A 26,099-nucleotide genomic window follows, 5' to 3' on the forward strand; every position below is an offset into this window, starting at 1 on the left:
CAACATGAATACACCAATCACCCTCATCATTTTTAAACGTCCCCAAACCACAGAAAAAGTTTTTCAACTGATTCGCCAAGCCCAACCGAAACAACTTTTTGTCATCGCCGATGGCCCTAGACATGACCGCGCAGATGAGGCAGAAAAATGCCAAGCCACCAGAGAAATTATTGAGAGAGTTGACTGGGACTGCGAAGTTATCAAGAATTACTCAGATGTTAACTTAGGCTGTGCAGTCAGAGTATCTAGCGGTTTAGATTGGGTCTTTAGTCATGTAGAACAGACAATTATTTTAGAGGATGATTGTATCCCCCATCCCAGCTTCTTTAGATTCTGTGAGGAACTACTAGAAAAATATCAAAATGATACGAGAATAGCTAGCATTTCCGCTCAAAACATCCAGCCTCAACATAAACAAACAAATTATAGCTATTACTTCTCCCGTTATAGCCACTGCTGGGGTTGGGCTACATGGAGACGTGCTTGGCAACATTATGATTTATATATGAAACTCTGGAAACAAGTCCAAGCCGAAAATCTTTTAAATGACATTCTCATCGACCCCAAAGCAGTCAGTTATTGGCAGAGAAAACTGCAAACTATCTACGATAATCCTACAGGTATCACCTGGGATTATCAATGGACTTTTGCTTGTTGGATGCAGGGAAGTTTAAGCATTACACCCAAAGTAAACTTAGTTTCCAATGTCGGCGTTGGTGCAGATTCTACTCATTTTGCTTCTAACCAAGAATTTTCCTTTATTAATGTCCCAACCCAAGCAATGGAATTTCCCCTCCAGCATCCACCATATATTGTTCGTAACGTAGAAGCAGACATTTTCACCCAAAAAACCGTATATCAAGCAAAAATCATTGATGTGTTCAAGGAGAAAGTAAAAAAAAGATGGGACTATTCAAAACTAAAAAAATAACTCATGAATAATTACCAATGACTAACAACTAATGAACACAAGAACACGCGAAATAATATTAACAATCTTCTTAATCTTAGCTTCTGCAGGAGTATTGACAATCAAACCCGCACAGGAAATTTCCATGTCTCCCCTTGGAGGAGATAAAATAGATACCTTATTAAATATAATTTCATATTTAATCTTATTTTATTTCCTCCTTATCCATTGGAAAAAATTTCTGTACGTAATTACTAAAAACCCCTTACAATTTTTATTGTTAGGCATAGTTTTATTTTCTCTACTGTGGTCGGAAGACTTAAGCAACGCCCTTAACTATGTTAGAGGCATCATCAGAATATACTTGATTGCTACATATCTAGCCATACGCTATACCCTGAAAGAACAAATGAGATTTATGGCTTTAGCTTTAGGCTTAGGCGCATCATTATCTCTGTTCTTTTCCAGATTCATGGGCGGTTATATTCACGTAGCGCCAGAATTGGCGGGAATGTGGTCGGGAATTTATGGGCATAAAAATGAATTAGGTTATATGATGGCTTGGAGTACAGGAGTGTTTCTACATCTGGGTCTTAGTATTAATCGATATCGTTGGTTGATGTGGATATTATGTGGTGTATCTTTATGCCTAATTATTTTTTCCCGCTCCACCACATCCTTAGCGATTGTATTAACAATGGTCTTACTTTTACCTTTTTATAACTTCTTGAAAAAGACCAACTATAAACTACAAGTAATGATGATGAGTTTAGGGTTGATGTTACTCATCTGTTTTTCTCTTGTATTGATGAGTCATATCGAAACTTTAGTTGGTACTTCTGGTAAAGACTTGACCTTGAATGGACGTTCTGACTTGTGGGCAGGAGTAATTTCTAAGGTTTGGGAAAGACCTTGGTTTGGTTATGGATATTATGGCTTTTGGAATAGTCCTAACGCATCTAACCTCAGAGCTACTTATGAATGGGCGAGTAATTCCCATAATGGATTTCTAGATTTACTGTTAGATTTAGGTTTCTTTGGTTTTATCGTTTTTGCTGTTGGTTTCATGAGATGTTTCTTCATGGCGTTAAGTCGCATTACTTCCATCGGCAAAAAACCGGAAGATTACTGGCCTGTGCAGATGCTCATACTTATTGTCATTGTCAATTTTACAGAAGCGAGATTGTTAACTCCCAGTTGGAATTGGTTGATGTATGTCACAACTGCCTTAAGTCTAACTGTTGAGTATCAACGAAATCGCCAAGTTAGCACCGATAAATTAACTTTAATCACAGTTCAAAATACTTTTAGTAATTAACATGAAAATCTTACACGTGAGTACAAGTGATATTAGCGGTGGTGCAGCTAGGGCTACGTATCGCCTGCATGGAGGTTTACAGAATATGGGGCTAGATTCACAAATGCTAGTCCAAGAAAAATCTAGCCATGATCAGACAGTCATAGCTCCAAGGATCAGATTATTTCAAGGTATTGCTAAAGCTAAGTTGACCTTTGAAGCTTTACCTTTAAAGTTGTATCGTCATCGGAAAAGTACACCATTTTTTCTGCAATGGCTACCAGATAGAATTGCGCCTCAAGTAGCAAAGATTAATCCAGATGTAATTAATTTGCACTGGGTTAGTGCTGCTTTTATGCAAATAGAAACCTTAGCGAAACTGAAGCAGCCATTAGTATGGACTCTCCATGATATGTGGGGGTTTACGGGAGGATGTCACGTTACTGGAGGTTGCGATCGCTATCAATTATCCTGTGGAGCTTGTCCCCAACTGTATAGTAATACAGACAAAGATATATCACACTGGGTATGGCAACGTAAATCCAAAGCTTGGAAAAATTTAGATATTACTCTAGTCTCACCCAGCCATTGGTTAGCACAGTGCGCTCGTTCTAGTTCTTTATTTCAGGATAAACGCATCGAAGTCATTCCCCACGGTTTAGACACACAAAAATACCGACCTATCAATCAACATTTTGCACGGGAAATACATAACCTACCCCAAGATAAAAAGCTGATTCTCTTTGGTGCTATCCAAGCCACCAGCGATATCAATAAAGGCTTTCATCTATTGCAGCCTGCTCTACAACAATTAAGCAAAGCTGGTCAAAAAGACGACATAGAAGTCGTAATTTTTGGGGCAAACAAACCGGAAAATACACCTGATTTAGGCTTCCGAACCCATTATTTAGGATATTTAAACGATGACATCTCACTAGCAACAGCCTATTCCGCCGCCGATGTCATGCTAGTACCTTCCCTGCAAGAGTCCTTTGGACAGACAGCCTCAGAAGCTCTAGCTTGTGGGACTCCAGTCGTAGCATTTAACGCCACTGGACTCAAAGATATTATCGACCATCAACAGAACGGCTATTTAGCTCAACCTTACGTAGTAGATGATTTTGCCACAGGAATTGCTTGGGTTCTAGAAAATGAACACAGACTACAAAAACTCTCATTCTATGCACGTGAAAAAGCAGAGAGAGAGTTCCCATTAGAACTACAAGCGCATCGTTATCACTCCTTATTTCAAGAAATCATCAATATACAAAATAACAGCTTACTCCATACTTAATCGTATAAATACAGCACTTTTAACCTACATGAAACAGATGATTCTCGCCCTAACCTCTAACCTCTAACCTCTCTAAATTTTATGACTATACCCTTAGCTTTTGTAATTTGTACTGAACCTGGTCGTTTAGAAGCTCAATCCCTGATGCTAGCAGAAAGTATTCGTAAATTCTGCGGTAATCTCAAAGATACACCAATCTATAGTTTTCATCCCAGAGTCGGTGCGCCGATATCCAAACAAACCCTAGAAGCCTTCGCCGCCTTACATGTCATCCACCAACAAATCCCCATAAATCAAGAATTTCATCAATATTATTTAGCCAATAAACCCCTAGTTTGTGCCTATGCAGAACAGAATATTGATGCCGAAATTTTAGTTTTTCTAGATAGTGATAAATGCTTCTTTGCTGAACCAACAGAGTTTTTATTACCAGCAGGTTGTAATGTACGGATGCGTCCTGAATATGGTAAAGGAATAGGTTCTACAGGTTCACAAGACCCGCAAGAATGGTACTGGCGCAAGCTATATCAAATTTTTGGTGTTAAGCAGGAGTTATTTATTAACACACCAATTGGTAACAAAAAAATTAGAGCCTACTGGAACTCTGGGTTAATTGCTGTCAGAAGAAGTGCAGGTATCTTTACTGCTTGGAAACAAAACTTTGAGAAGGTAATGCACCTAAATATTACCCCGCCTCAAGGTATTTACTTTGTCGAACAATCAGTCTTATCGATTACTTTATGTGCTTTGGCAGAAAATGTCGAACATTTTTCACCCAATTACAGTTATCCCCTACCTTTACATAACCGTCTATCCTCAGAATTAAGGGTAAAAGATTGGGAAGACATTACATCTATCCATTATTTCAACCTATTTTTTTACAAAGATTGGCATAGCCAAATTAAAAAAATGAAAAAATTAAATATTAATTCCGAAAAATATCGATGGTTAGCTGAAGAAGTTACTAGACTCAACATGGCTCGAACATCAGTTTTACATCGATATATGTTAGCGATTAGGAAAATCGAGCAAAAACTTCAAAAAGTTAACATCAAAATTAATTTTAGTAGATTGATAGAAAAGACAGCTAAATTTTAAACATTAATCTATTAAATAAACTAAAGTTTATTGTTTCTATTATCCCAAAATTACACGAGCCAACCGCCATGCAAAAACCAACCATAGCCGTAATTATGACCTGTCATAACAGACGTAATACGACTCTCACCTGTTTACAAGCTTTATATCAACAGAAACATCATTTTGATGTTTACTTAACTGATGATGGCAGTAGCGACGGTACAGCCGAAGCTGTAAAAGCAAAATACCCACAGGTAAACATCCTTCAAGGTAATGGCAACTTATTTTGGGTTGGGGGAATGCACCTTGCCTTTGGTAAAGCAATGCAAAATAATTATGACTACTATATGTGGTTAAATGATGACACATATCTAGAGCCGAATGCTTTAGATAAATTATTAGAGGTACATCAAAATTTAACAGCACAAGGTTATCCAGACTCAATTGTAGTTGGTTCAACTCAAGACCCAATTACAAAAAAAGCTACTTATGGAGGAGCAGTTAAGTCTCAAAAGTGGTACTCTAACAAATTTGAATTTTTAGAGCCAACTTTAGAGGTGCAAAGATGTGATGCTATGTACGGTAATTGTGTGCTGATACCTCAAAGCGTTACTGCAAAAGTTGGCAATATAGATACAGCTTTTATTCACAGTTTAGGAGATTTAGATTACGCCCTCAGAGCGCGGAAATTGGGTTGTCATGTATGGGTAGCACCAGGACATATAGGAACTTGCACTAAAAATTCTGTTCGCAATAGTTGGGTAGATCCAAACCTAAATATATTAGAACGATTGAAAAAAGTGTCGCACATTAAAGGATTTCCTATAAAACCTTGGGCTACATTTTGTAGCAGACACTCTGGAGCATTTTGGATATTCTACTTCTTCTTGCCTTATATCAGAGCCATCATTGGGTACAAGAACTTGGCAAACTCACCCACCTTTTCTGAAAGTGTTAGTTAAACTAAACCTTTATCCTTTACTCTCAAAGGATTGCGTTTGTTAGTAAGGTTTTGGTAGCTCTAACTTATGCAGAATCAATTAGTCAATCAGATGACATTACCTTTCATAACAGCAAATCGAGAGTATTATTATTATGGGCAAACGCTTATTAATTGTTTCGACACTTGATTCTCAGCAACCATTTGGTGCTTTTACCAGACCGTTTTATTTAGGGCAACATCTTACTGAATATTTTGATGTTTTTCAGTTAGGCTTAGATTGCTCATCTGTAGATTATGCTCCTTCTATGTCAATTGGGCATAGAAGTTTGCAGTCATATATTAAAAATATTCAAAACTGTGTAGACGAGTTTGCTCCAGATATTGTCTATGCACAAGAAACACTACCTGGGTTAGCTGCTTTAATCGCATTAAACCTAAAAAGACGAAATAAGCCTTCTCTTGTTTTAGACTTCCATACATTTTCCGCCTATGAATATTGGCAACGCTTGTTTTCAGTAGCTAATCCTTTTCAAGAGTTGAGACAACTGATCAAGACATACATTGCACAAGGAATACTCATATTCTCTAACTGTCCAATTATTGCCGCAGGCGAATCAACACCTAAACTCATTTCTCAATGGTATGGTAAATCTCCACAAAATATTTATTGCGTTGGTAATGGTGTAGCAGAAGATTTACTAGTTGCCGAACCTCTTGTGGAACAAGACCCTTACCAAGCATTCAGACCATCTAAAATAGTAGTTGTCATTGCACCTAAAACTTTTCAATTCCCTACTAACGATATGTCTGTAGACATGACTATTCAGGTCGCCAAACACCTGGAAAGTCATCAAGAAAAAGTACATTTTATTGTCATTGGTAGGGATACTCAAGATATTGCTGAACCACTTCCTAGTAATATCTCTTTTTTGGGTTTCCTATCTAAACGCGAAGATTTTGTTACCCATCTTCAATATGCAGATATTGCTCTCCTCCCATTTTCAAAACAAGCTGTGGCAGGTGGCGCTCGCAATAAAGCCTTAGATTATTTTGCTACTAAAAAGTTAGTTGTTTCAACTCCAGAGGGCTTACGAGGCTTAGAGGAGTTTCGTCACTTGGAACATCTTTTAGTTACAGGATACTCCAGTGAAGAAGTTGCTAATACGGTGTTGGAAGCAGCGACCAACATTGATAAATATCAATCGCTGGTCGATACAGCGTATTCCTTAATTACAGAAAAATATTCTTGGGATGCTCAAGCAAAAAATATTGCAAAAATCTTGATCAAGGCTACTTAACTATAATGTCAAATTTTCTATTTACAAAATAGTTATGAATTTATGAGTAAACAATCTTCTTACAAACTTCTTGGCGTTCAAGTCGATGCTCTTTCTATCCCTGAGTTAAATGGTTTAATTGCAGCATCTATTCAACAACATCAGAAATGGATTATTGCTAATCACAATTTACATAGCCTTTATCTGTTCCACAATGATCCAAAAATGAGGGATTTTTATGCGAAGGCAGAATATACTCACATCGATAGTATGCCGATAGTATTTATTGGCAAACTCTTAGGCTATCCCATCAAACGAGAACAGAGAGTTACTTATGCTGATTGGGTATGGCCACTGATGGCGGAAGCTACTATCCAAAGTTGGCGCATCTTCTATTTAGGCTCTAAACCAGGAGTAGTTGAGCGAGGAGCGAGCATTTTGCGTCAGCAATTTCCAGGTTTACAGATTGCTTGTAAGCATGGCTACTTTAATATGAATCCAGATAGTCCCGAAAATCAGGCCACTATAGAAGCTATCAATGCTTACAAGCCTCATATCTTAATGGTTGGTATGGGAATGCCGCGTCAAGAGCATTGGATAGCAAAAAATCTGGAAAGTATCAATACAAACGCTATTCTCACCAGTGGAGCCTGCATTGACTATGTGGCTGGAGCCATACCTACCCCCCCTCGTTGGATGGGAAGAATGGGGTTGGAATGGTTGTATCGATTGTTTAGTGAACCGAAAAGGCTGTGGCGGCGTTATTTACTTGAGCCTTGGTTCTTAGGAATATTATTCTTACGAGAAATTCTTATTTTGCCAAGTCAATCAAAGTAAATGTTTCTTTTGTGTTTTTTAAGTTAATAACTTGTGTAAAACACAATATCACCCAGATCAATCGATTATTTAATGAAAATTCAATTAGATTACCAAGGGTTAAACATTCATGCTATCCAGCAATATTTCATTAGGAAATTTAAAACCTGATTTGCGTTCAGCGAGAACTCCCAGAGTGCAGCGAGGATTATTTATCCGCCTTATGCGTATAGTAATACTTGTGTCGCTAGACGCAGCATCTATCAGCCTGGCATGGGTTTTATCTGGTTTGTCTGGGACAAACTTAGATATTTGGACTGCTAAGACATTATCGTTTTTGCTGTTAAATTTGGGCTTGACATTAGCAATATTCCAAACAACTGGACTTTATGATGCTGGTGTTCATCGCCGTAATTATTGGGGTGTTATCAAAGGTATTTCTTTGTCAAGTATACTTTTGTTTTTCATCAACTTTATCTACACAGAGAACAGGCATTTTGCATATACCAAATATTTAGCATATTGGTTGCTTGCTCTTGTCTTTATCTGTGGATATCGTTATTTATTTAATTTCATTACTAATTTTTTTCGCGTCAAAGGAGCAATACGCCATCGAATTTTTATTATTGCTGATGAGGAAGACAGAGAAGAATACTATATAAAGCTACTAGAAAGAGAAAATTATTTTTCTATTCAAGACTATGCAGATGCTCGATGCCTAGACTTGGCAAATAGAGAGATGACTTTTGAATATCTTCGGAAGAAGAATATAGACCAAGTTTTCATCTCTTGGAATAGTATCAAAAACCGTTTATTCCTGTGTTGGCATTTTTATAATGCGGGCATTACTGTGCGTATGCTACCAACAATAGGGGAATTTTCTCTACCTAAATCTACATTCGACATGATAGGAGAAGTGTTTTTCCCAACCATTCCCGCACCAATTATTGTCGGTGGTGATTTTTGGATGAAACGCTGTTTCGACCTCTGTTTTTCTTTCACTCTCATTATTTTGTTATCACCTCTATATCTGTTAATTGCTATCGTCGTTAAATTAGATTCTCCTGGCCCAATCTTTTTTAGGCAGAAACGTGTTGGCTTACATGGGAAAGCATTTGAAATTTGGAAATTTCGGACGATGGTGACAAATGCAGAAAAAATTCAAGCTTCATTGGAAGCTAAAAATGAAATTAAAGATGGAGTGTTGTTCAAAATTAAAGATGACCCGCGAATTACCAAAGTGGGTAAGTTCTTACGCCGTTACAGTTTAGATGAGTTGCCACAACTTTTCAATGTTTTTCTAGGCGAAATGAGTCTTGTCGGGCCTCGTCCTTTACCTCTACGTGATGTTGAGAAGTTTAAAACACGTCATTTCATTCGTCAGGAAGTTTTACCTGGAATCACTGGGTTATGGCAAGTTTCTGGACGTTCTAATATTGATAACTTTGAAGACGCATTCAAGTTAGATATGGATTACATTGAGAATTGGTCACTCTGGCTGGACTTGCGGATTTTGCTCCAAACTTTTCAGGTTGTGGTGCAGAAAACAGGAGCGCATTGATTTTAGGTAGGAGGGAATAGAACACAAGTAAGAATAATGAAAGTCTAGTTTTCATAGGTTTTGAAAAACCTCTCTCCGAAATGGAGAGAGGTTCTAAATTTGCTTCCTTCTTTGGTAGGAAAGAGGGTTAAATTTTTCCATATTAGGGAAAAAGTTAGGTAGTGCTTGGAAATTCTTAGTTACGTAGGGTAGGCATTTCCCAATCCTCAGCCCTTTCTGGAAAGGTTATTTTACAGCCTGACATCACGAGCTTCTTTAAAAGCCTGGGAAATAGCATAGAATGCTTGTTTACGTTGCAAATTCTGGTCAAAGGGAAGGGGACGTAGATAGTTTTGGTATTGAGGATTGTTTTTATATATTTGTGGCATCCACTCAGGCTGACGTATCCAGGTGTGGCGATCTGTGATGCCCCATGTAATTATGGTATCGACTCCACCAGCAAAGCACAGATCAAGAAATCTTTTATAACCGTCGGCTACCATTTGATCTAGTTGTGCCAGAGTCGCTGGAAAAGGCGTATCAATAATAATATCCAACTCTGTGATTACTGGTTTAACTCCCATATCTTTCAACCGTTGTAAGACATTACTAAATCCTGTGGCATCGAAAGGATAGGCAGTGGAAAACCATAAATGGGACTGAAAACCAGCCCAGTCAATTTTGACTCCATTATTTTTTAAATATTCTATGGTCTTGAGAAATTGTTGAGCTTTCCAACCGCCATTCTCAATCCCAAATTCGTTAAGGCATAGTTTTTTATTGGGATCGACGCTAGCCGCAAGTAAAAATAAGTCTCGCAATACTTCTGGCTTGAACCCTCTCTGTATACCATAAGGGTTATCAGTTTCTTCTGGACTGTTAGCTATGACTTCGTTGGCAACGTCCCAAGACTTGAGAACAGTGCTGTTGCGATAATGCCCCATAACGCCTCTGACATGGCGTTCAAATATTGAAAAACTAGAGGGGGTAGGGGGATAGGGAACCCAATCAGGTCTTGCTGTATGCCAGACAAGGGTATGACCGTGCATGGCCATATTATTGTTTTGGCAGAATTTGGCGATCGCATCTGCGGCTGTAAAAGTAAAGACTCCTGGCTGGGGTTCCGTGGCTGACCATTTTAATTCCCCATTGGGTGTGGCGATGGAACATTCACGGGCTAATAAATTGGCGTAGTCTGCTTCTTTTTGTAAAGCATCTCCAGCAATTGCTGCGCCATAACGCATTCCTTTTGCAGCTGCTAATTGTCGTAGGGGTGTAGTGGAAATTTCATAGTTGGCAAAGGCCGCATTTTCCCTATCATGATCTCCCTTATCTCGGTGTAAAAATCCCATTGCCAGTAAGGTAGATAGGGTGGTGTATCCGGCTCTCTTTAAAAATTTTCTTCTTTGGGACATACATGTACCTAATTGTAAATACAGGCTTTACTATATTGCCCATTAAAACTTAAAACTATTAAGAGTAAATATACGGAGAAAAGAACTAGTTAATCAGGCAAATATAGTATTTTAAATTTTTGCGAAAACAAGATGACAAAGATTGTAGCTATTGATATTGATGGATCAAATACTACTCCTTGACTAAGGAGACTCTATGTCATTGCAATCTGGATTGGATGCCTTTAAAACAGGGCGTTATCAAGAGGCAGTTCAATTATTAGAACAGTTCTGCCGCAATTGTGCTGATCAAAATTCGTCAGATTATCTTTCCGCGCAAATGTGGCTGATGAAAGCGTATCAAGGTGCAGGCGAACCAGACAAAGCTGCGATTATGTGTCAAAAGCTGATGATGAGCCAAAACCCAGAGGTACGGAGTTGGGCAGAAACAGCGCGTCAAACTTTACCCCAAAATCTTCATAATCAGTCTAGCACGATTCAAAAAGCTGGACGTGCAGCTACGACTGGTGTGAAATTAGCGATGGGGGGTGTTGGTGGTAGTTTGGTATTAGCCTCTGGTGTCACCATGACCTTGCTGTTTGGCATGGTGTTGGCTTTAGGTTTGAGCTTGGTATTTATTTTAGGTAGCGACGATCCACTCCAAGGACTGGCGATCGCAATTGGTATTACCCTAGCTTTTAATATCCTCGCTTTTTTCTTGTCTCCCTTCCTGATGGACTTAACCCAAAGCTGGCTTTACCAAACTCGCTGGGTAGAGTTAGCAGAGGTAGAAAGCTATAGTCCTGAGACAGCCAGAGTTATTCGTCAAGTCTGTCAGCAAAAAAACCTGAAAATTCCCCGCCTGGGTATCATCAACGACCAAAACCCCACAGCTTTTACCTACGGTTCCTTACCCAATAGCGCCCGCTTGGTCGTCAGTCAGGGGCTTTTCACTTACCTAGATGATGATGAAATTGCTACCGTCTACGCCCATGAACTAGGACACATCGTCCATTGGGACTTTGCAGTGATGACGATCGCATCTACCCTAGTGCAGATTTGCTACTTAATTTACAGCACAGCCAGAAGATTGGGACGTGGCGGTGGTGATAGCAAAATCAAAGATGCAATGCAAACAGCCGCCTTGGTGGCCTATATCTTCTACATCCTGGGGACTTACCTACTCCTGTATCTCTCCCGTACTAGAGAATACTTTGCTGACCACTTCGCCGCAGAAAGCACAGGAAACCCCAATGGCTTATCCCGCGCCTTAGTCAAGATTGCCTATGGGATTTTAGAGGAAGGTTCACGGTCACAGGAACCCAGCCGTTTAATTGAAGGAACAAGGGCTTTAGGTATCTATGACCCGAAAGCCGCCGCATCCACAGGAACCGCCTACCGTATAGCCTCAGATACCCAAAAAATTGGTCGCGTCTTTTTGTGGGATATTTTTAACCCCTGGGGTTGGTGGATGGAGTTAAATTCGACTCACCCCCTGACTGGTAAACGAGTCCGCGCCCTCAGCACCTACGCCGAACAGCTAGGTTTACCAACTGAGTTTGACATGGGACGAGTTATTGGCGAAGGTAAAAGCCTAAGTAAGAGTAAGCTTTACGGTAACTTCTTATTAGATGTGGTGCTGTATGGGGCAGAAACCATCGGTTTATTAGCAGGTTTGGTTGTTGCTACCATTTTGTGGACAAGCACTCAAAACTCAGCTTGGTCTATTGCTGCGCCATTCATTGGTTTAGGGATCGGAATTGTCATCAAAGCTTTGGTGATGTTCCCCAACTATCAACAAGCCCCAGCAACCGACGTTCTCACCCTCATGTCAGACCCCTACGCCAGCCCATTACGTGGACAACCCGCCAAACTGGAAGGTCTATTAATTGGTCGTGGTGATGCAGGTTATAAATTTGGTTCTGATTTGAAAATTCAAGACCGTAGTGGAATGCTGTATTTACACTACGCCTCCCGTTTTGGCCCCATCGGTAATTTCTTATTTGGGATGAACCGAGTACAAAGTTTGCTTGGTCAACAAGTAGGGGCTGTGGGTTGGTTCCGTCGGGGTGTTGCGCCTTGGATGGACTTGATTCAACTGCAAAGTGAAAACGGGACTATTGTCAATAGTTACCATCGTTTCTGGTCATTTATCCTGGGTGGTGGATTTATCATTGCAGGAATTGTTGTGAGTGTGTTATTGAGCAGTTAATTGTGAGATTTCTGATTTGCTGTTGATTTCTAGGGCGGTTAACAACTGCCCTATTTTTATGTTTTTGTTGTAGAGACGTTGTATGCAAATTTTTATGTTTCGCGGTAGAGACGTTGTATGCAAATTTTTATGTTTCGCGGTAGAGACGTTGTATGCAAATTTTTATGTTTCGCGGTAGAGACGTTGCATGCAACGTCTCTACATAATCGGCTACTTATAGCGGTTTTCAAGTCAGTGAGGTACAGAAAAAATAATTGAACGCAGATGTTGGCGCAGACTTCCCGTTCACGGTAGCGTTGCGAAGCAAAGGGTACGCAGATGAATCTGTATTTTATCCGGTTGCAATCCGCTATATAACTGACAACTGTTAAAGTCGGGGATCTACGGGTTCACTTTCTAACGCCAAAATCCCAAACACACATTCATGGACACGGCGTAATGGCGCATGGGCGACAAATCTCTCTAGTGCTTCCACACCCAAGGCGAACTCTCGCATGGCTAAGGAACGTTTCAAGGATAACCCCCGTTGACGCAGACGTTGCAAGTTTTCTGGGGCTGAATATTCAGGGCCGTAGATAATTCGTAAATATTCCTGTCCGCGACACTTAACCGCAGGTTGTACAATACCCCGGTTTCCTTTGACGATGAATTGCATGGGTTTGACAACCATACCCTCACCACCAACTTTCGTCAATTCCTCCCACCAATGCACCCCTTCTGCTTGGCTGCTGGGGTCGGTTAAATCTATGACTTTGTAAGCGGTGGGTAGAAGTAAAGCTGGGTCTGACTGGCAGATTTGGGCTACTTGTTCCATGTGCCAGCGATGGTCTTTATCGGTATGCACAGATCCCTCTGTTGCTAGGATATGAAAGGGGGCGAGTTTTAAATCTGCAATATCGTTAACAGTCCAGCAGTAGCGACGGTAAGCAGTGACGTATTGATTAGCCATCTCTGCACGTTGTTGGTAGTGAGTGAGTTGGGTGGGGAGATTAACACCGCGATCGCTTGCTTGTTGCAACAATTTTACAGCATCATTCAGCCCTATACTTGCTGCCACCCCTACAGGCGCATATTGCCCTCGTAACAACCCTTGCGCCTTCGCTAACCAAGGCATGAGTTCACAGTCTAAACATACCCAGTTTGTATCAAATTTATCCCAAAAACCACTGGCGGTCAGGGCTGTATTCACCCGCGCTAATAGTTGCGTTTCGATTGCTGGTTCATCAAAGAACTTCCTCCCGGTGCGGGTGTAACAAATGCCGATACCTTCATCTACCACAGCAAAGCGTTTTTCAGCCGTGGCTACATCCCGACATATAACCACAATAGCCCGTGAACCCATGTGCTTTTCTTCGCAAACTACCTCAGTAATTCCTTGGTTTTGGTAGTAGGCGAAGGCTTGGGTTGGATGTTCTAAGTATCCAGGGGCTGAGGATGTCTCCACAGGCGACATGGTGGGAGGTAGGTAAATCAGCCATTTGGGATTTGCGGCGAAACGGCTGATAATTTCTAAAGCGGCGATCGCATTTTCTTCCCTAATAGTTATATTTGGTTGCAGTTTGGTATTGATGATGCGCTTACCCAACACATCCTCAATATTGAGAACATCATCAAATTCCTGCTGTGATGTGCGGTTGAAGCTATTTTCCACCAAAGGTTTCGCAGGTTCGCAGTAGACACGCGCCGCCGGGACACTCACCAATTCTTTTTCAGGATAACGCAGGGCGGTAAGTTTGCCACCAAACACACAACCTGTATCAATATCAATAGTATTATTCAACCATTCCGCCTCCGGGACGGGGGTATGTCCGTAAACTACCAGCGCCTCACCCCGATAATCTCCCGCCCAATTATAACGGACTGGTAAGCCAAACTCGTCAATTTCTCCCGTACTTTCACCATATAGGGCAAATTCCCGCACTGCACCAGAACCCCGTCCCTGCATTTCCTGCTTCATACCTGCGTGCGCTACTACCAAGCGCCCATCATCAAGTAGGTAGTGGCTGACAAGGGAATCTAAAAATTGTGTGAGTTCTTGGGTAAATGGTTCACGGACATCTTCTGGTAAAGCAGCAATTTCCTCAAGGGTTTGCTGTAACCCATGATTTACCTTGACATTTTTACCTCGTAGTTTCCGCAATAGCTTGTTTTCATGATTACCAGGGACACAGATAGCTGTCCCGGCTGTCACCATGTTTCGTACAAGTTTAACTGTATCAAGGATACGTGTACCTCTGTCTACTAAATCACCAAGGAAAACAGCTTTACGTCCTTGTGGATGGCAATAAGTAGGAGCATCCCAGACTATATATTCTACCCCTCTGCCCCCCTGCTCCTCTGCTCCTCTGCTTTTTTCGTAGCCTAATGTTTGCAATAGGGTTTCTAGTTCATCACAGCAGCCGTGGATATCGCCGATGATGTCAAAGGGGCCGTGTTCGTGTTTTTTGTTGTTCCATAGGGGTTGAACTTCGATTTCTACATTGGTAATTTCTTCTGGTGATTTTAAGGTGTAAACGTAGCGGAAACCTTCTTTTTCTAAACCACGCAGGGAACGCCGCAACATTTGGGTGTGACGACGAATTACATGGGGGCCGAATTGGCGGTCTTCCCTCTGTTGGTTTCGTTCATGACATAATTCTTCTGATAGGTCAAAAACTATCGCCACCGCAAAGCAATGATACTGTTTCGCCATTTGCAATAAGGTCTTGCGGTCTTCTGGTTGGACATTGGTAGCATCTATCACTGTCAACTTACCTGCGGCTAGGCGCTTGGCTGTAATGTAGTGGAGAACATCGAAAGCATCCCCAGAAGCAGACTGATTATTTTCATCGTTGGAAACCAACCCGCGACAAAAATCAGAAGATATCACTTCAAATGGTTGAAAGTGTTGACGCGCAAATGTCGATTTACCTGCGCCAGAAGCACCGATAAGGACAACTAGGGAAAGTTCAGGAATAGTGATTTTCATAATAATTGGTAATTGGTAATTGGTAATTGGTAATTGGTAATTGGTAATTGGTAATTGGTAATTGGTAATTGGTAATTGGTAATTGGTAATTGGTCAACAGTTAACTAATTCGGAAATAAATTGGCTGTATTCATCCTTCATGGGTAAATCTAAATTTCTTTTTATGCGTCGCCTGAATGCAGGAACAGTTTCACCTGTTATGGGATTAAATCCTGGCTTTTGATATTCTTCCCAATACAGCCCGACACCTCGCTTTTGCCAATTAGGAAGTTGATTAAAATTAATTCCATGTTGAAATAACATTTCATTTTTATCAGCTACAGATAATCCATTCATCATACTGGTTGCTTGGGTGGCGGTTTTACCATCACGACGTAAGCACCAATAACAATGAGCATTTAAAGCATTTCTGTGAGCGTCTTCATGTCGCCAACGAAAATAATTTACCACTTCTTCTATATTCGGAAGCTGAGAAATGCGACAGTCAAAGCAAGCAACATCACCCAATAACAAAGAAAATTTAGCGCTTGCTTCCCCTGCTAAAACTGAGTTGAGTTTTCTAGTTTTGCGGTTAAAAGTAGTTTCGTTATAAGCAAAAAGCAAAGAGATTTCATCACTTTGAGTATAAGCATACTTAATATCGATGCCACAATTCATCAGATGCTCTATTGTTGTTAGCATCATGTCACGGAAGCGGATATCGTAGGGAGATGCAAATTGATGTACTTCTTTGGTTAGGCGGGTAAAACTACGTCCATCTAACCTAGCGACTATGTAAAGCCCAGGAATTACACAATAATCATGGGCTGTTTCAAATACCCGCATTCTACTATCTAATTCATCAAACTTCATGCTGCCATTCCTCAACAATAAATGAGTAATTTAACTTTGATTTAACTGTGTAAATTGCATCAAATCCTTCTGTCCAATTGGGAATAACTAACTTTTTATATGTTCCTATTAATCCTACAAGTGGTACAATTTGTTTAGGTGGTCTTTGACTATTCCTTTGCTTGCATTGTTCTAAATCTGCTGGAAAATAATAAGCCATAACTCGAAATTTATGAGTTTTTGCTGGGATAATATAACGTTCTCTGTCTTCAACAGTAGGGTTAGTATTATCTACAACAAAAGGCTGTTTACCCTCTAAACAAGCTTGTAGAAAGATTTGCTCTCGATGACGAGTCTTAAGCATATCCATATTAATGCGGATGTGGGTATTGAAAAAGTAATCTCGATAAAAAGTAGACTTACCTACACCCTGAATACCAATAAAGATAATGGCTTCCATTGTTGAACATTCGTGATGCGTAATTTGCTGGTAACATTAACTTAAATCTTGCACGTTCTTAATAAAATGGTGGTGGGCAATGCCCACCCTACGAAATAATCAGATTTCTAGTTTGTTATTTTATTGATAAAAAATTGTAGCAAGATGTAAGTTACTTTATTTATTTCTAAACACTGCCATTTGTGTGGGTGAACCTACTTCTGAATCTTCTTCTCCTATTGGTTGAAATTGCACGTTATAACCAAAGCGTTCTGTAATTTTATTTGCCCAGGTTTGGAATTGCGATCGCGTCCATTCAAAGCGATGGTCTTTATGTCGCAGTTTCCCCGCCGGGAGGTTAGGAAATTTGACGTTATATTCAATATTTGGTGTAGTTACTATCACCGTTTTTGGTCGAGCAAATTCAAATAAAACTCGCTCGAATGCACCCAAACGTGGTAAATCAAGATGTTCGATTACCTCAATTACCGTCGCCGCATCGTAACCATGAAAGCGTTTATCTTGATAGGTAAGCGCACTTTGAATTAATTGTAAACGTTCCCATTGGTTACGGGTTAGGCGCAAGCGGTCTAATCTTTCTTGAGCAATTTCTAATGACCTGTAGGATACATCTACACCTGTAATTTGCTCAAAAAAGACATCTTGCAAGAGTATTTTTAATAAATTTCCTTGACCACAACCTAAATCAATTACGCGCCTAGCATTGCTTTGTTTTAATGCAGCAACCACCGCATTCATACGCTGTTGATTAAGACTAATTGGTTTTTCTACAGCCGCTTCTTCCTCAGCGTGGGTTTCCTCCATACTATCAGGGTCGGGGTTATCTTCCTCTGCTAACTGTGCTAAAGCTGTACGAGTCAGGCGCTGTTGTCTTTTGAGGTAACGGCGGGTAATTTGTTCTTTTGCTGGGTGTTGCGATAACCAACCTTCACCATGACGTAGTAATTTCTCGATTTCATCATCATTTACCCAGTAGTGTTTGTCATCATCTAATACGGGAATGAGGACGTAGAGATGACTTAATAAATCACTCAAGGTTATAGTGTGGTGGAGTTCAACTGTAAAATAGCGACTATCACCCCAATCTGGAAATTTTTCATCTAAAACATGACCTTGGGCGTTAACAGTATAACCCAAAGGCTCAAATAATTGGCGGAGGAAAGCTTCACCACCACGACAGGGTAAAACTGATAGTTTCGCCACCAAAGGTAGAGGCGTTTGTGCTAATTCTGGTCGGTCTTTGCTGCGTCCACCTAAAGCCGTGCTAAATACTTGTGCGATCGCCACACTCATAAAAGATGATGCCACATAAGGGCGATCGCTCACATATTGTGCCAACGTCGCACCCTTCCCCCGCACCAACTTCACCGGGTCAACATCCAACAACAGCGCCACCGTACAACGTTCCTCATTCGCTTCCGGGTAAAATACGTGCGCTTGTCCAAATGACAGCGACAACGACTGACAACGGTCTGGGTGTTTATGTAGTAAGTAGCCTAACTCTGTCGCTGGGGTGTGGGTGGTGGTGATAGTCAGCAGCATTCACTTATGTCAGTTTTAGTGATTAGTTAATGAATACCGCTTCAATTTAAGCGATTACGGAAATTAAATTTCGATATTATGTTAGATTTTATGAAAATATTATAGATGAAGGCAAACAAACTTAAAAGTAAAAAAATTATAACTATATGACATTACAGCTTAAAATCGACTATCCAAAAACATTACCAGATGCCTTACAAAAGACACGAGAACAATTTGAACAAGAAGCTAAATGGGCAATGGCAGTAAAATTATTTGAAATGAAACGTATATCTTCTGGTATGGCGGCTGAATTATTAGGTACAGATAGGGTTTCTTTTTTACTCAACCTGCATCATTATGGTGTAGCCATGATTGATTTCACAGAAGAGGAACTCCTGAGTGATTTAGAGAATGCCTAAAACTGATAAAATAGTTATTAACACTGCTCCTTTAATAAGTATAGTAGCGGCAGTTGGTGATTTAGAGATACTGATTATGCCACATAAAGGCGATCGCTCACATACTGTTCCAACGTCGCACCCCTCCTCCGCAACAACTTCACCGGGTCAACTACGTCATTTTAATTAAATATTTACTGTTGCTTTTTCTTGTACAGACTGGAGAAAATGAATTAATTCTTGAATAAATGGAGCTTGGCGTAAAATTTCTAAATCCTCATTAGTTAACTCATTAATAACTTGGGAAAAACTATCCTTGTTGTGAGATTGAGAAAGCAATTTTTTTAATGTTTTACAAGGTTGAAAAGCTGCACTAGTAAGCATTTCTTGAGAAGGTTCGTATCCTAATAAACGCGAAAGTAGCCCAATATCCTGAAAGAAAATAATTTCTGTTTGAGGTACAGCAGCAATTACTTTAATTGGTGTATTAACAGATACGCTTTCAACTAGTTCCTCAATATTTTTAAGGCGTTCTTGAACTACTTCTGGTGCTACTGAATCGGCATCAACCACAATAGCAACTGGTACTTGTCTACGAACAATCAAGGAACGTGCCAGCGATTTGACGGCGGATAGTCCACCAGCCGAAACAATTTCAACGTTGTTTAGTAATTCTTCTGGTAGAACAAGCTTAAGTAAATGTACATCAAAAATTCCTTCACAAACAATGTAGGCAATCATGGAATATCTCTCTCTCTTACGTCATAATCCGGTAATCCATCTTCTACGCATACTTGATATTTAAGAGTTAACAATTCACAAATCTCTTCTTTCTCTAAAGCATATTTTATTTCTTCTCCAGTCCATAAAAGAATTGTCTGCGGTAATGAAAAATAGGAAAGATGACGAGCCGGATCAGTAAAACCAGTTCGACTAAATACTAATCCAATTGTACTGGCAGGACGGCGTAAAAGTTGATTACGGAGTTTAGCAATAGGAGCAATATCAACGTTTGTTTTGTCGGCAAAATCCTTGCTTTCAACTAGACAAGACAAACCTCCGTAGTAAATAACACCATCAATTTGCTCAACTTCTTCTCCAAACAGTTTTACTCTGTATGGCCACCTTACTTTTGCACCGTCTAGTTGAAACGCTCATAATATTAGGTATTCAAAAGCTTTACCTGCATCCCATCCGGGAGTGTTACGAGTCTCAATGTTATCCCATAGCGATCGCAGTCCATCCCATTGCAGCGATTGAATTATACTTTCGTATTGTGCTGCCCCAGTCAATTCTCATCCTCCAAATATTTATACCATTTCTTGAACAAGATGCTTCACTGTAGAGACGTTGCATACAACGTCTCTACATGATTAGCGAGTAAGTTGGAGAAAAACGCCACCTTTCAAAGTTCCCGCCTCATTACCGTAACTACTGAAAGTGAGCGATCGCAAATTTTCAAAGAATGGTTTTCCTACTACTTCTATCAGCTTGAGTATCGGTATTTGCTGCTCTACTAAATTTTGGCTCTTTGTCCAGTCTACATATATATAACCTTGATTTGGTTGGGGAATGACAGCAATACTATCTTGAAAATTGCGATCGCTAATGACAGACTTCTGTTGACTATTCACAACTTCATAGATAGTTGCTAAGTCAGAGGCAAAAATCTCATAGTTCCCTAACGTTGTATGTACCCCTTTGACATTTGCTTCTACCGTAAATGATGGTTTTGCACTATCAGTTTTTGCTGTGGTTAATTCTGTCCAAGCGGTGACTTTTTGCTTGTCTAGAGTAATTGTATTACTGCTGAGTCCACTAGATGAGGCGATCGCATCTAAACGCGCAATTCCTTCTGGTACAGTTTCTACTTTCTGGGTCACAAAAATCCAGTCAGGACTTGCTTTTCCCACACGGGGAACTAACGCAACTGCATATTCACCCTGTACCCAGCTAAAAATATCTTGCTGTAAATCGATACCCTGTTTACTCTCCACATCAGTTAAGGGTTGCACTAATCTTGCAATGATATCTGTTCCTGAACCGGAGATGGCTGTTTTGGCTTGTGTCCACAGTTTGGCTAAACCACCCTTACCTAAGTTATCTAAATGGGAACCGGAAATGACTAAACCTGCTGATGCGGGAACATATTCTAATGCGCCTACAGGTTTGGATAATTGAGAAGATGTTGGTTCAATTTCCAAGTCAGTGAGGAAGTTAGTTTCTGCGAAAATTCCCTGAGAATTTAAGGTCAGAGCTACAATTTCACTATCATAAGTTGGTTCTGGTAGATTCAAACCTTGCCATTGTGCAACTAGCGGAAGGTTAAGAAAAGCCACAGCTACAGAACCTTTAGGTAACTGTTGAGTAGCTTTTTGGTATTGAGGAGAACTCAACAAGTTTAAATCAGGAGCCTGGACATTATTAATCGCATCACGTAAAACTTTCGGATTATTGGCGAATAAGACAAAATTATCCACCACCGCACCAGCTAAAGAATCAGACTCAGGTAAGGAACTATCATAAATAAGTTTTGCGCCTTTATATTCTTCCGTCGCTAAGTTTGCACCAGCTAACACCCGTTTGGAGAACAATAACTGGAGAAATTCCTGGCTTTTGGCTGGCTTGTCAGTCGCAAGCGCCATCAGATATCCTGGTTGCTTGCCGTTTTCCGGGTCACGGTCGATATCTAAGGTAGTGACAGCCAGCGTAATTTCATCTTTCAGCCAGGGTTGAATATCTTGCTTGTAATCTAAGCCACTCTTCACCAACAAGCTATTTTTCAGTTTAGATAATTCTCCCGAACTGTCGAAAGATCCCAAACGGTCAGGATTAACCAACAGTGAAACCGTCACAGGAGCCAGTTTCGACACAAATACAGCCGCACTCGATTGAGAACTAGTAGCAATAAGCCTAACCGGACTTTTAGCAAAGAACAAGTTAAAGCCAACGATCGCCGCTACAACCAATGCGATCGCACCAGCAATTATAAAACCAGATAATGAGCGTTGTGTAGTCATTAGTCAGTTGTCAGTTATCAGTTATCAGTTGTCAGTTGTCAGTTATCAGTTGTCAGTTATCAGTTGTCAGTTATCAGTTATCAGTTGTCAGTTGTCAGTTATCAGTTATCAGTTATCAGTTGTTCTCCCTCATCTCCCCCCACTCCCTCATCTCCCTCATCTCCCTCATCTCCCCCCACTCCCCAATCCCCGCGTTTTCTGCCAACATAAATAATATAGGATTGATAACAAAAACCACATGACAGGTAATACTTCTGGGCAACCGATTACTCAAATTAGTGTAAATGAATTAGCTCAACGTCTTGCTAGTCAAGATGCAAATGTTCAGCTAATAGATGTACGCGAACCGCAAGAATTAGCGATCGCGCAAATTGAGGGCTTTGTCAATCTACCCTTGAGTGAATATGCTCAATGGTCAGAACGAGTACCCGCTATGTTCGATCCCCAAGCTGAAACTCTGGTATTGTGTCACCACGGAGTCCGTTCTGCTCAGATGTGTCAGTGGTTAGTCACCCAAGGGTTCACTAATGTCAAAAATATTGCTGGTGGTATTGCTGCCTATTCTCTTTTAGTTGATTCCTCAATTCCCCAGTATTAGCCCTTACCTATCCCCAGTCCCCAGTCCCCTGAAAGCTGGATTTTAATATTCCAGCTTATTTGTGCTATTGTTGACACAATTCTTGTCACTGAAAATGACATAAATGAAAGCCAAAACAATCAGGTCAAATCTACCTTTATCTAGCATGATAAATGTAGATCGCACCCTGGAAAATACGTATCTTACAATACAAAAATCTAAAATTATATATGCAAAAATACCTAAAAATTAAATAAAACATTATCAAACTTTTCTTTTATCAGCCTGGGAAATAAGACAGCAACCAGGGAAAGTTAATAATAGTTATTACAATAGAAATATAAGTCTACATTTTTAATTAACTGTTATTAATTTTTGCTTTAAAACCTCACAATTTTTAAAACTTACTTAAAATTTGCCTTCTGACAAACAATCCTATGCAAGTTCAGTTGACTAATCGACAACAGCATATACTTTGGGCAACGGTACGTCATTACATAGCTACGGCAGAGCCTGTAGGTTCAAAAGCCTTGGTGGAAGAGTACGACCTGGGTGTTAGCTCGGCGACAATTCGCAATGTCATGGGCGTACTGGAAAAATCTGGGTTACTGTACCAACCACACACATCAGCCGGAAGAGTACCTTCTGACTCAGGTTATCGCATTTATGTTGACAAGCTAATCACACCATCGGAAGTGTTAGCCAAAGAGGTAGAGTTAGCGCTACAACAGCGTCTCCAATGGGAAGACTGGAGTCTAGAGATTCTGTTGCAAGGAGCCGCGCAGATTTTGGCTAGCTTGAGTGGGTGTATTAGCTTAATTACCATGCCGCAAACCAACACAGCCACAGTCCGACATCTGCAATTAGTGCAGATAGAGGCGGGGCGCATCATGCTGATTTTGGTAACAGATAATTATGAAACACATTCCAAGTTAATGGATCTACCTCCAGGTAGAAGCGAAAAACCTGATACCGAAGTCATAGATCGAGAATTACAGATAGTTTCTAACTTCTTAAATAGCCACTTACGCGGGCGAAGTTTGTTAGAAATTAGCACCCTCGATTGGAGTCAATTAGACCGGGAATTTCAACTCTATGGGGAGTTTCTGAAAACTTCCGTAGCAGAATTAGCTAACCGGACGGCTGCACCTGCGGCTACTCAAATTATGGTGCGGGGTGTGGCGGAAGTTTTACGCCAGCCAGAATTTTCGCAACTACAGCAAGTGCAAACCATCATCCAACTCTTGGAAGAAGAACAAGAGCAACTATGGCGGTTAATATTTGAAGAACCGGAGTTGGAAGATACCAACAAATCAAAGGTCACAGTGCGTATCGGCGCAGAAAACCCGCTAGAACCGATTCGTACCTGCTCCCTGATTTCCTCTACCTATCGCCGGGGGGTGGTTCCCTTGGGTAGCGTGGGAGTTCTAGGCCCTACCCGCCTAGACTACGAAAATGCGATCGCAGTTGTAGCGGCGGCGGCTGATTATCTTTCAGAAGCGTTCAGTTAACTAAATGAAATCATGGTCAGAAAAATTGCCTTTGGGGTGCTGTGGTTAGGGTTTGTCTTTTATGCCTTTGTCCTTGCTCCTCCCAATCAACCCGACACATTCGAGCTAATCAAAAACTTGTCCACCGGACAATGGCAAGGCATTAACCCCCTAGTCATAGCATTATTTAACCTCATGGGCATCTGGCCGATGATTTATAGCGCCCTTCTGTTTATTGATGGTAGAGGGCAAAAAATCCCAGCTTGGTTATTTGCTAGCGCTTCATTTGGGGTAGGTGCATTTGCGCTGCTACCTTATTTAACTTTACGGAAAACCAACCCCGCATTCCCTGGTACAAAGAACACCCTAATTAAACTCCTAGATTCTCGCATCACTGGCATTATACTCACCATAGGCACAGTAATTTTAGTTAGCTACGGTTTACTCCAAGGAGATTGGAGTAACTTTATACAACAGTGGCAAAGCGATCGCTTCATCCATGTCATGAGCCTAGATTTTTGCCTACTTTGCCTCATCTTCCCCGCCCTACTAGGAGATGATATGGCGCGGCGCAATTGGCAAACTCAATTATATTGGTTATTCGCCTTAATTCCCCTATTCGGCCCCTTAATTTACCTCTGCTTACGTCCACCACTACCAGAAACAAATGTAAATGTAGTATCTAACCAAAAAGTAGGGGTATAGATTTTTTCCGCTTTGCCGTTAACAATTCAAAATTCGCGCATTCACGCATTCGCGCATTAAAGACATTTTGCCTACGGCACGCTACGCGAACAGTTGGGGATTTAAACCCCAACTGAAAATTTGCTACGTACAGACGTAGGGGTCTTTAACCCTCGGAATTACGATAAAACAATAATTTACCTCACGCAAAGAACCTCCACGTTAAAAAATCATACCCCTCCCAAAACAATCATGAAAACTCAAAAAAAAGGGAAATCTCTACCACCCAAACTAATTATCAGCTTAGGTAAATTTGTCTGGACAACCATGTGGCAAATCATGATGTCCCAAATTGCCCCCCGCAATCAAACAGGAGAGTATATTCGTCCCAGTAGCCAATTTAGGAACTTTGTCAAAACTGGGGAAGATAGCCGCTACCAACCAGCAGCAGGACGTTATACACTGTATGTAGGCTTGGGTTGTCCTTGGGCGCACCGCACCCTAGTTGTCCGCGCCTTGAAAGGATTAGAAGATACAATTTCAGTATCTATTGTTGCTCCTTCTGCGTCTTCTGGTGGTTGGGTGTTCAAAACTCCAGAAGAAGGTTGTCAAACTCTGCCTGAATTATACGCCCTTGCCGAACCCGGCTATACTGGACGCTCCACAGTGCCAGTATTGTGGGATAAACAAACTAAGACGATTGTAAATAATGAGAGTGCTGACATTATTGTCATGCTGAACTCAGAATTTAACGAGTTTGCCTCAAATCCTTCGTTAAATCTTTATCCTGAAGAATTAAAGGAAAAAATCGACTGGTGGAACGAGAAAATCTACGCTAATGTGAATAACGGCGTATATCGTTGCGGTTTTGCCCAAACACAAGAGGCATATCACAAAGCCTGTGATGAACTATTCACTACTTTAGATGAAATTGACACAGTACTAGCTAATAGTCGCTACCTTTGTGGTGACAGCATCACTTTAGCTGATGTGCGCCTATTCACGACCTTATTCCGTTTTGACATTGTTTACTACAGCTTATTTAAGTGTAACCGCCGCAGAATCCAAGACTATGAAAATTTAGGCGCTTATCTTCGCGACTTATATCAGCTTAAGGACGTTGCTAGTACCTGTGATTTAGAAAGTATCAAACAAGATTACTATGGTAATTTGTTTCCCTTAAATCCAGGTGGGATTATTCCTTCTGGGCCGGATATGGCTTATTTATTGAAAGCAAGCGATCGCCACAACATCAGCAAGTTATGATCAGCTTACGAGTCGTGATGCGTAAAGAAAGCGTCATTCATGCGGGGGTAAAGCGCGAATGCGCCGAATTTATTCGGCTTTAAAAACAGTTTGCCCGTTTTTAAGATATCATAGGTAT

25 protein-coding genes are annotated in these 26,099 nt (G+C 40.7%); 17 read left to right on the forward strand and 8 right to left on the reverse strand.

Annotation, left to right across the window (positions count from 1 at the left end; all coding sequences use genetic code 11):
- Positions 1 to 4: 4 nt before the first annotated feature.
- From H6G83_RS27215 to H6G83_RS27250, 8 genes are all read left to right on the forward strand, one after another.
- Positions 5 to 931, forward strand: a complete 927-nt coding sequence (locus tag H6G83_RS27215; protein WP_190477860.1) for a glycosyltransferase family 2 protein — start codon at positions 5 to 7, stop codon at positions 929 to 931.
- A 31-nt stretch (positions 932 to 962) separates the two neighbouring features.
- Positions 963 to 2,228: an O-antigen ligase family protein gene (locus H6G83_RS27220; RefSeq protein WP_190477863.1), complete on the forward strand. Its 1,266-nt coding sequence runs from the start codon at positions 963 to 965 to the stop codon at positions 2,226 to 2,228.
- A 1-nt stretch (position 2,229) separates the two neighbouring features.
- On the forward strand, positions 2,230 to 3,501 hold the full coding sequence (locus tag H6G83_RS27225; RefSeq protein WP_190477865.1) for a glycosyltransferase family 4 protein: 1,272 nt from the start codon (positions 2,230 to 2,232) through the stop codon (positions 3,499 to 3,501).
- Between the two features lie 81 nt (positions 3,502 to 3,582).
- Positions 3,583 to 4,599 carry a hypothetical protein gene (locus tag H6G83_RS27230; protein ID WP_190477867.1) on the forward strand — a complete coding sequence of 339 codons (1,017 nt, stop codon included), beginning with the start codon at positions 3,583 to 3,585 and terminating at the stop codon, positions 4,597 to 4,599.
- Between the two features lie 68 nt (positions 4,600 to 4,667).
- On the forward strand, positions 4,668 to 5,543 hold the full coding sequence (locus H6G83_RS27235) for a glycosyltransferase family 2 protein (RefSeq protein ID WP_190477869.1): 876 nt from the start codon (positions 4,668 to 4,670) through the stop codon (positions 5,541 to 5,543).
- A 133-nt stretch (positions 5,544 to 5,676) separates the two neighbouring features.
- Positions 5,677 to 6,822, forward strand: coding sequence for a glycosyltransferase family 4 protein (locus H6G83_RS27240; protein WP_190477872.1), 1,146 nt, complete (start codon positions 5,677 to 5,679; stop codon positions 6,820 to 6,822).
- A gap of 42 nt (positions 6,823 to 6,864) precedes the next feature.
- Positions 6,865 to 7,638 carry a WecB/TagA/CpsF family glycosyltransferase gene (locus H6G83_RS27245; RefSeq protein WP_190477874.1) on the forward strand — a complete coding sequence of 258 codons (774 nt, stop codon included), beginning with the start codon at positions 6,865 to 6,867 and terminating at the stop codon, positions 7,636 to 7,638.
- Positions 7,639 to 7,747: 109 nt separating this feature from the next.
- Positions 7,748 to 9,178, forward strand: coding sequence for a sugar transferase (locus H6G83_RS27250; protein WP_190477877.1), 1,431 nt, complete (start codon positions 7,748 to 7,750; stop codon positions 9,176 to 9,178).
- Positions 9,179 to 9,408: 230 nt separating this feature from the next.
- Here H6G83_RS27250 and H6G83_RS27255 read toward each other — a convergent pair whose 3' ends face one another.
- Positions 9,409 to 10,572 (reverse strand): endo-1,4-beta-xylanase, encoded by a 1,164-nt coding sequence (locus H6G83_RS27255; protein ID WP_190477879.1) that lies wholly within the window; start codon positions 10,570 to 10,572, stop codon positions 9,409 to 9,411.
- A 196-nt stretch (positions 10,573 to 10,768) separates the two neighbouring features.
- Between H6G83_RS27255 and H6G83_RS27260 the strand changes: the two genes are divergently transcribed.
- A complete protein-coding gene (locus H6G83_RS27260; RefSeq protein WP_190477881.1) occupies positions 10,769 to 12,763 on the forward strand; it encodes a zinc metalloprotease HtpX in 1,995 nt (664 codons plus the stop codon).
- Positions 12,764 to 13,130: 367 nt separating this feature from the next.
- On the opposite strand, the gene H6G83_RS27265 is transcribed toward H6G83_RS27260, so the two are convergent.
- The 4 genes from H6G83_RS27265 to H6G83_RS27280 all read right to left on the reverse strand — a co-directional run bounded on the left by H6G83_RS27265 (position 13,131) and on the right by H6G83_RS27280 (position 18,564).
- A complete protein-coding gene (locus H6G83_RS27265) occupies positions 13,131 to 15,731 on the reverse strand; it encodes a polynucleotide kinase-phosphatase (RefSeq protein ID WP_190477883.1) in 2,601 nt (866 codons plus the stop codon).
- A gap of 93 nt (positions 15,732 to 15,824) precedes the next feature.
- Positions 15,825 to 16,583: a tRNA(His) guanylyltransferase Thg1 family protein gene (locus H6G83_RS27270; protein ID WP_190477885.1), complete on the reverse strand. Its 759-nt coding sequence runs from the start codon at positions 16,581 to 16,583 to the stop codon at positions 15,825 to 15,827.
- Positions 16,573 to 17,022 (reverse strand): ATP-binding protein, encoded by a 450-nt coding sequence (locus tag H6G83_RS27275; protein ID WP_190477887.1) that lies wholly within the window; start codon positions 17,020 to 17,022, stop codon positions 16,573 to 16,575. Before H6G83_RS27275 ends, H6G83_RS27270 begins: the two co-directional genes overlap by 11 nt.
- Before the next feature lie 156 nt (positions 17,023 to 17,178).
- On the reverse strand, positions 17,179 to 18,564 hold the full coding sequence (locus H6G83_RS27280) for a 3' terminal RNA ribose 2'-O-methyltransferase Hen1 (protein ID WP_190477889.1): 1,386 nt from the start codon (positions 18,562 to 18,564) through the stop codon (positions 17,179 to 17,181).
- 146 nt (positions 18,565 to 18,710) lie between these two features.
- On the opposite strand from H6G83_RS27280, the gene H6G83_RS27285 reads away from it, so the two are divergent.
- The gene (locus H6G83_RS27285) at positions 18,711 to 18,965 is read left to right on the forward strand and encodes a UPF0175 family protein (RefSeq protein WP_190477891.1); all 255 of its coding nucleotides are present in this window, start codon (positions 18,711 to 18,713) and stop codon (positions 18,963 to 18,965) included.
- Positions 18,958 to 19,134 (forward strand): hypothetical protein, encoded by a 177-nt coding sequence (locus H6G83_RS35570; RefSeq protein WP_242044849.1) that lies wholly within the window; start codon positions 18,958 to 18,960, stop codon positions 19,132 to 19,134. The genes H6G83_RS27285 and H6G83_RS35570 overlap by 8 nt, the downstream gene beginning before the upstream one ends.
- Here the strand turns inward: H6G83_RS35570 and H6G83_RS27295 are convergent.
- Both H6G83_RS27295 and H6G83_RS35575 read right to left on the reverse strand, forming a co-directional pair.
- Positions 19,131 to 19,685, reverse strand: a complete 555-nt coding sequence (locus tag H6G83_RS27295) for a hypothetical protein (RefSeq protein WP_190477893.1) — start codon at positions 19,683 to 19,685, stop codon at positions 19,131 to 19,133. The genes H6G83_RS35570 and H6G83_RS27295 overlap by 4 nt on opposite strands.
- Entirely contained in the window at positions 19,682 to 19,999 is a 318-nt protein-coding gene (locus H6G83_RS35575; RefSeq protein WP_242044850.1) for a hypothetical protein, read from the reverse strand. The genes H6G83_RS27295 and H6G83_RS35575 overlap by 4 nt, the downstream gene beginning before the upstream one ends.
- A 62-nt stretch (positions 20,000 to 20,061) precedes the next feature.
- Here H6G83_RS35575 and H6G83_RS35580 point away from each other — a divergent pair, with 62 nt between their 5' ends.
- Positions 20,062 to 20,289 carry a hypothetical protein gene (locus H6G83_RS35580; protein WP_242044851.1) on the forward strand — a complete coding sequence of 76 codons (228 nt, stop codon included), beginning with the start codon at positions 20,062 to 20,064 and terminating at the stop codon, positions 20,287 to 20,289.
- Positions 20,290 to 20,317: 28 nt separating this feature from the next.
- On the opposite strand, the gene H6G83_RS27305 is transcribed toward H6G83_RS35580, so the two are convergent.
- Positions 20,318 to 21,964: a DUF3352 domain-containing protein gene (locus H6G83_RS27305; protein ID WP_190477895.1), complete on the reverse strand. Its 1,647-nt coding sequence runs from the start codon at positions 21,962 to 21,964 to the stop codon at positions 20,318 to 20,320.
- A 63-nt stretch (positions 21,965 to 22,027) separates the two neighbouring features.
- Here H6G83_RS27305 and H6G83_RS27310 point away from each other — a divergent pair, with 63 nt between their 5' ends.
- The 5 genes from H6G83_RS27310 to H6G83_RS27330 all read left to right on the forward strand — a co-directional run bounded on the left by H6G83_RS27310 (position 22,028) and on the right by H6G83_RS27330 (position 25,981).
- Positions 22,028 to 22,174, forward strand: a complete 147-nt coding sequence (locus H6G83_RS27310; RefSeq protein WP_190477898.1) for a hypothetical protein — start codon at positions 22,028 to 22,030, stop codon at positions 22,172 to 22,174.
- Between the two features lie 28 nt (positions 22,175 to 22,202).
- Entirely contained in the window at positions 22,203 to 22,562 is a 360-nt protein-coding gene (locus H6G83_RS27315; protein ID WP_190477900.1) for a rhodanese-like domain-containing protein, read from the forward strand.
- Between the two features lie 416 nt (positions 22,563 to 22,978).
- Entirely contained in the window at positions 22,979 to 24,052 is a 1,074-nt protein-coding gene (hrcA, locus tag H6G83_RS27320) for a heat-inducible transcriptional repressor HrcA (protein ID WP_190477901.1), read from the forward strand.
- 12 nt (positions 24,053 to 24,064) lie between these two features.
- Positions 24,065 to 24,736, forward strand: a complete 672-nt coding sequence (locus H6G83_RS27325; RefSeq protein ID WP_190477903.1) for a DUF2834 domain-containing protein — start codon at positions 24,065 to 24,067, stop codon at positions 24,734 to 24,736.
- Between the two features lie 231 nt (positions 24,737 to 24,967).
- A complete protein-coding gene (locus H6G83_RS27330; RefSeq protein WP_190477905.1) occupies positions 24,968 to 25,981 on the forward strand; it encodes a glutathione S-transferase family protein in 1,014 nt (337 codons plus the stop codon).
- Positions 25,982 to 26,099 lie beyond the last annotated feature (118 nt).

Source organism: Anabaena azotica FACHB-119, from assembly GCF_014697625.1.
Lineage (GTDB): Bacteria > Cyanobacteriota > Cyanobacteriia > Cyanobacteriales > Nostocaceae > Trichormus > Trichormus azoticus_A.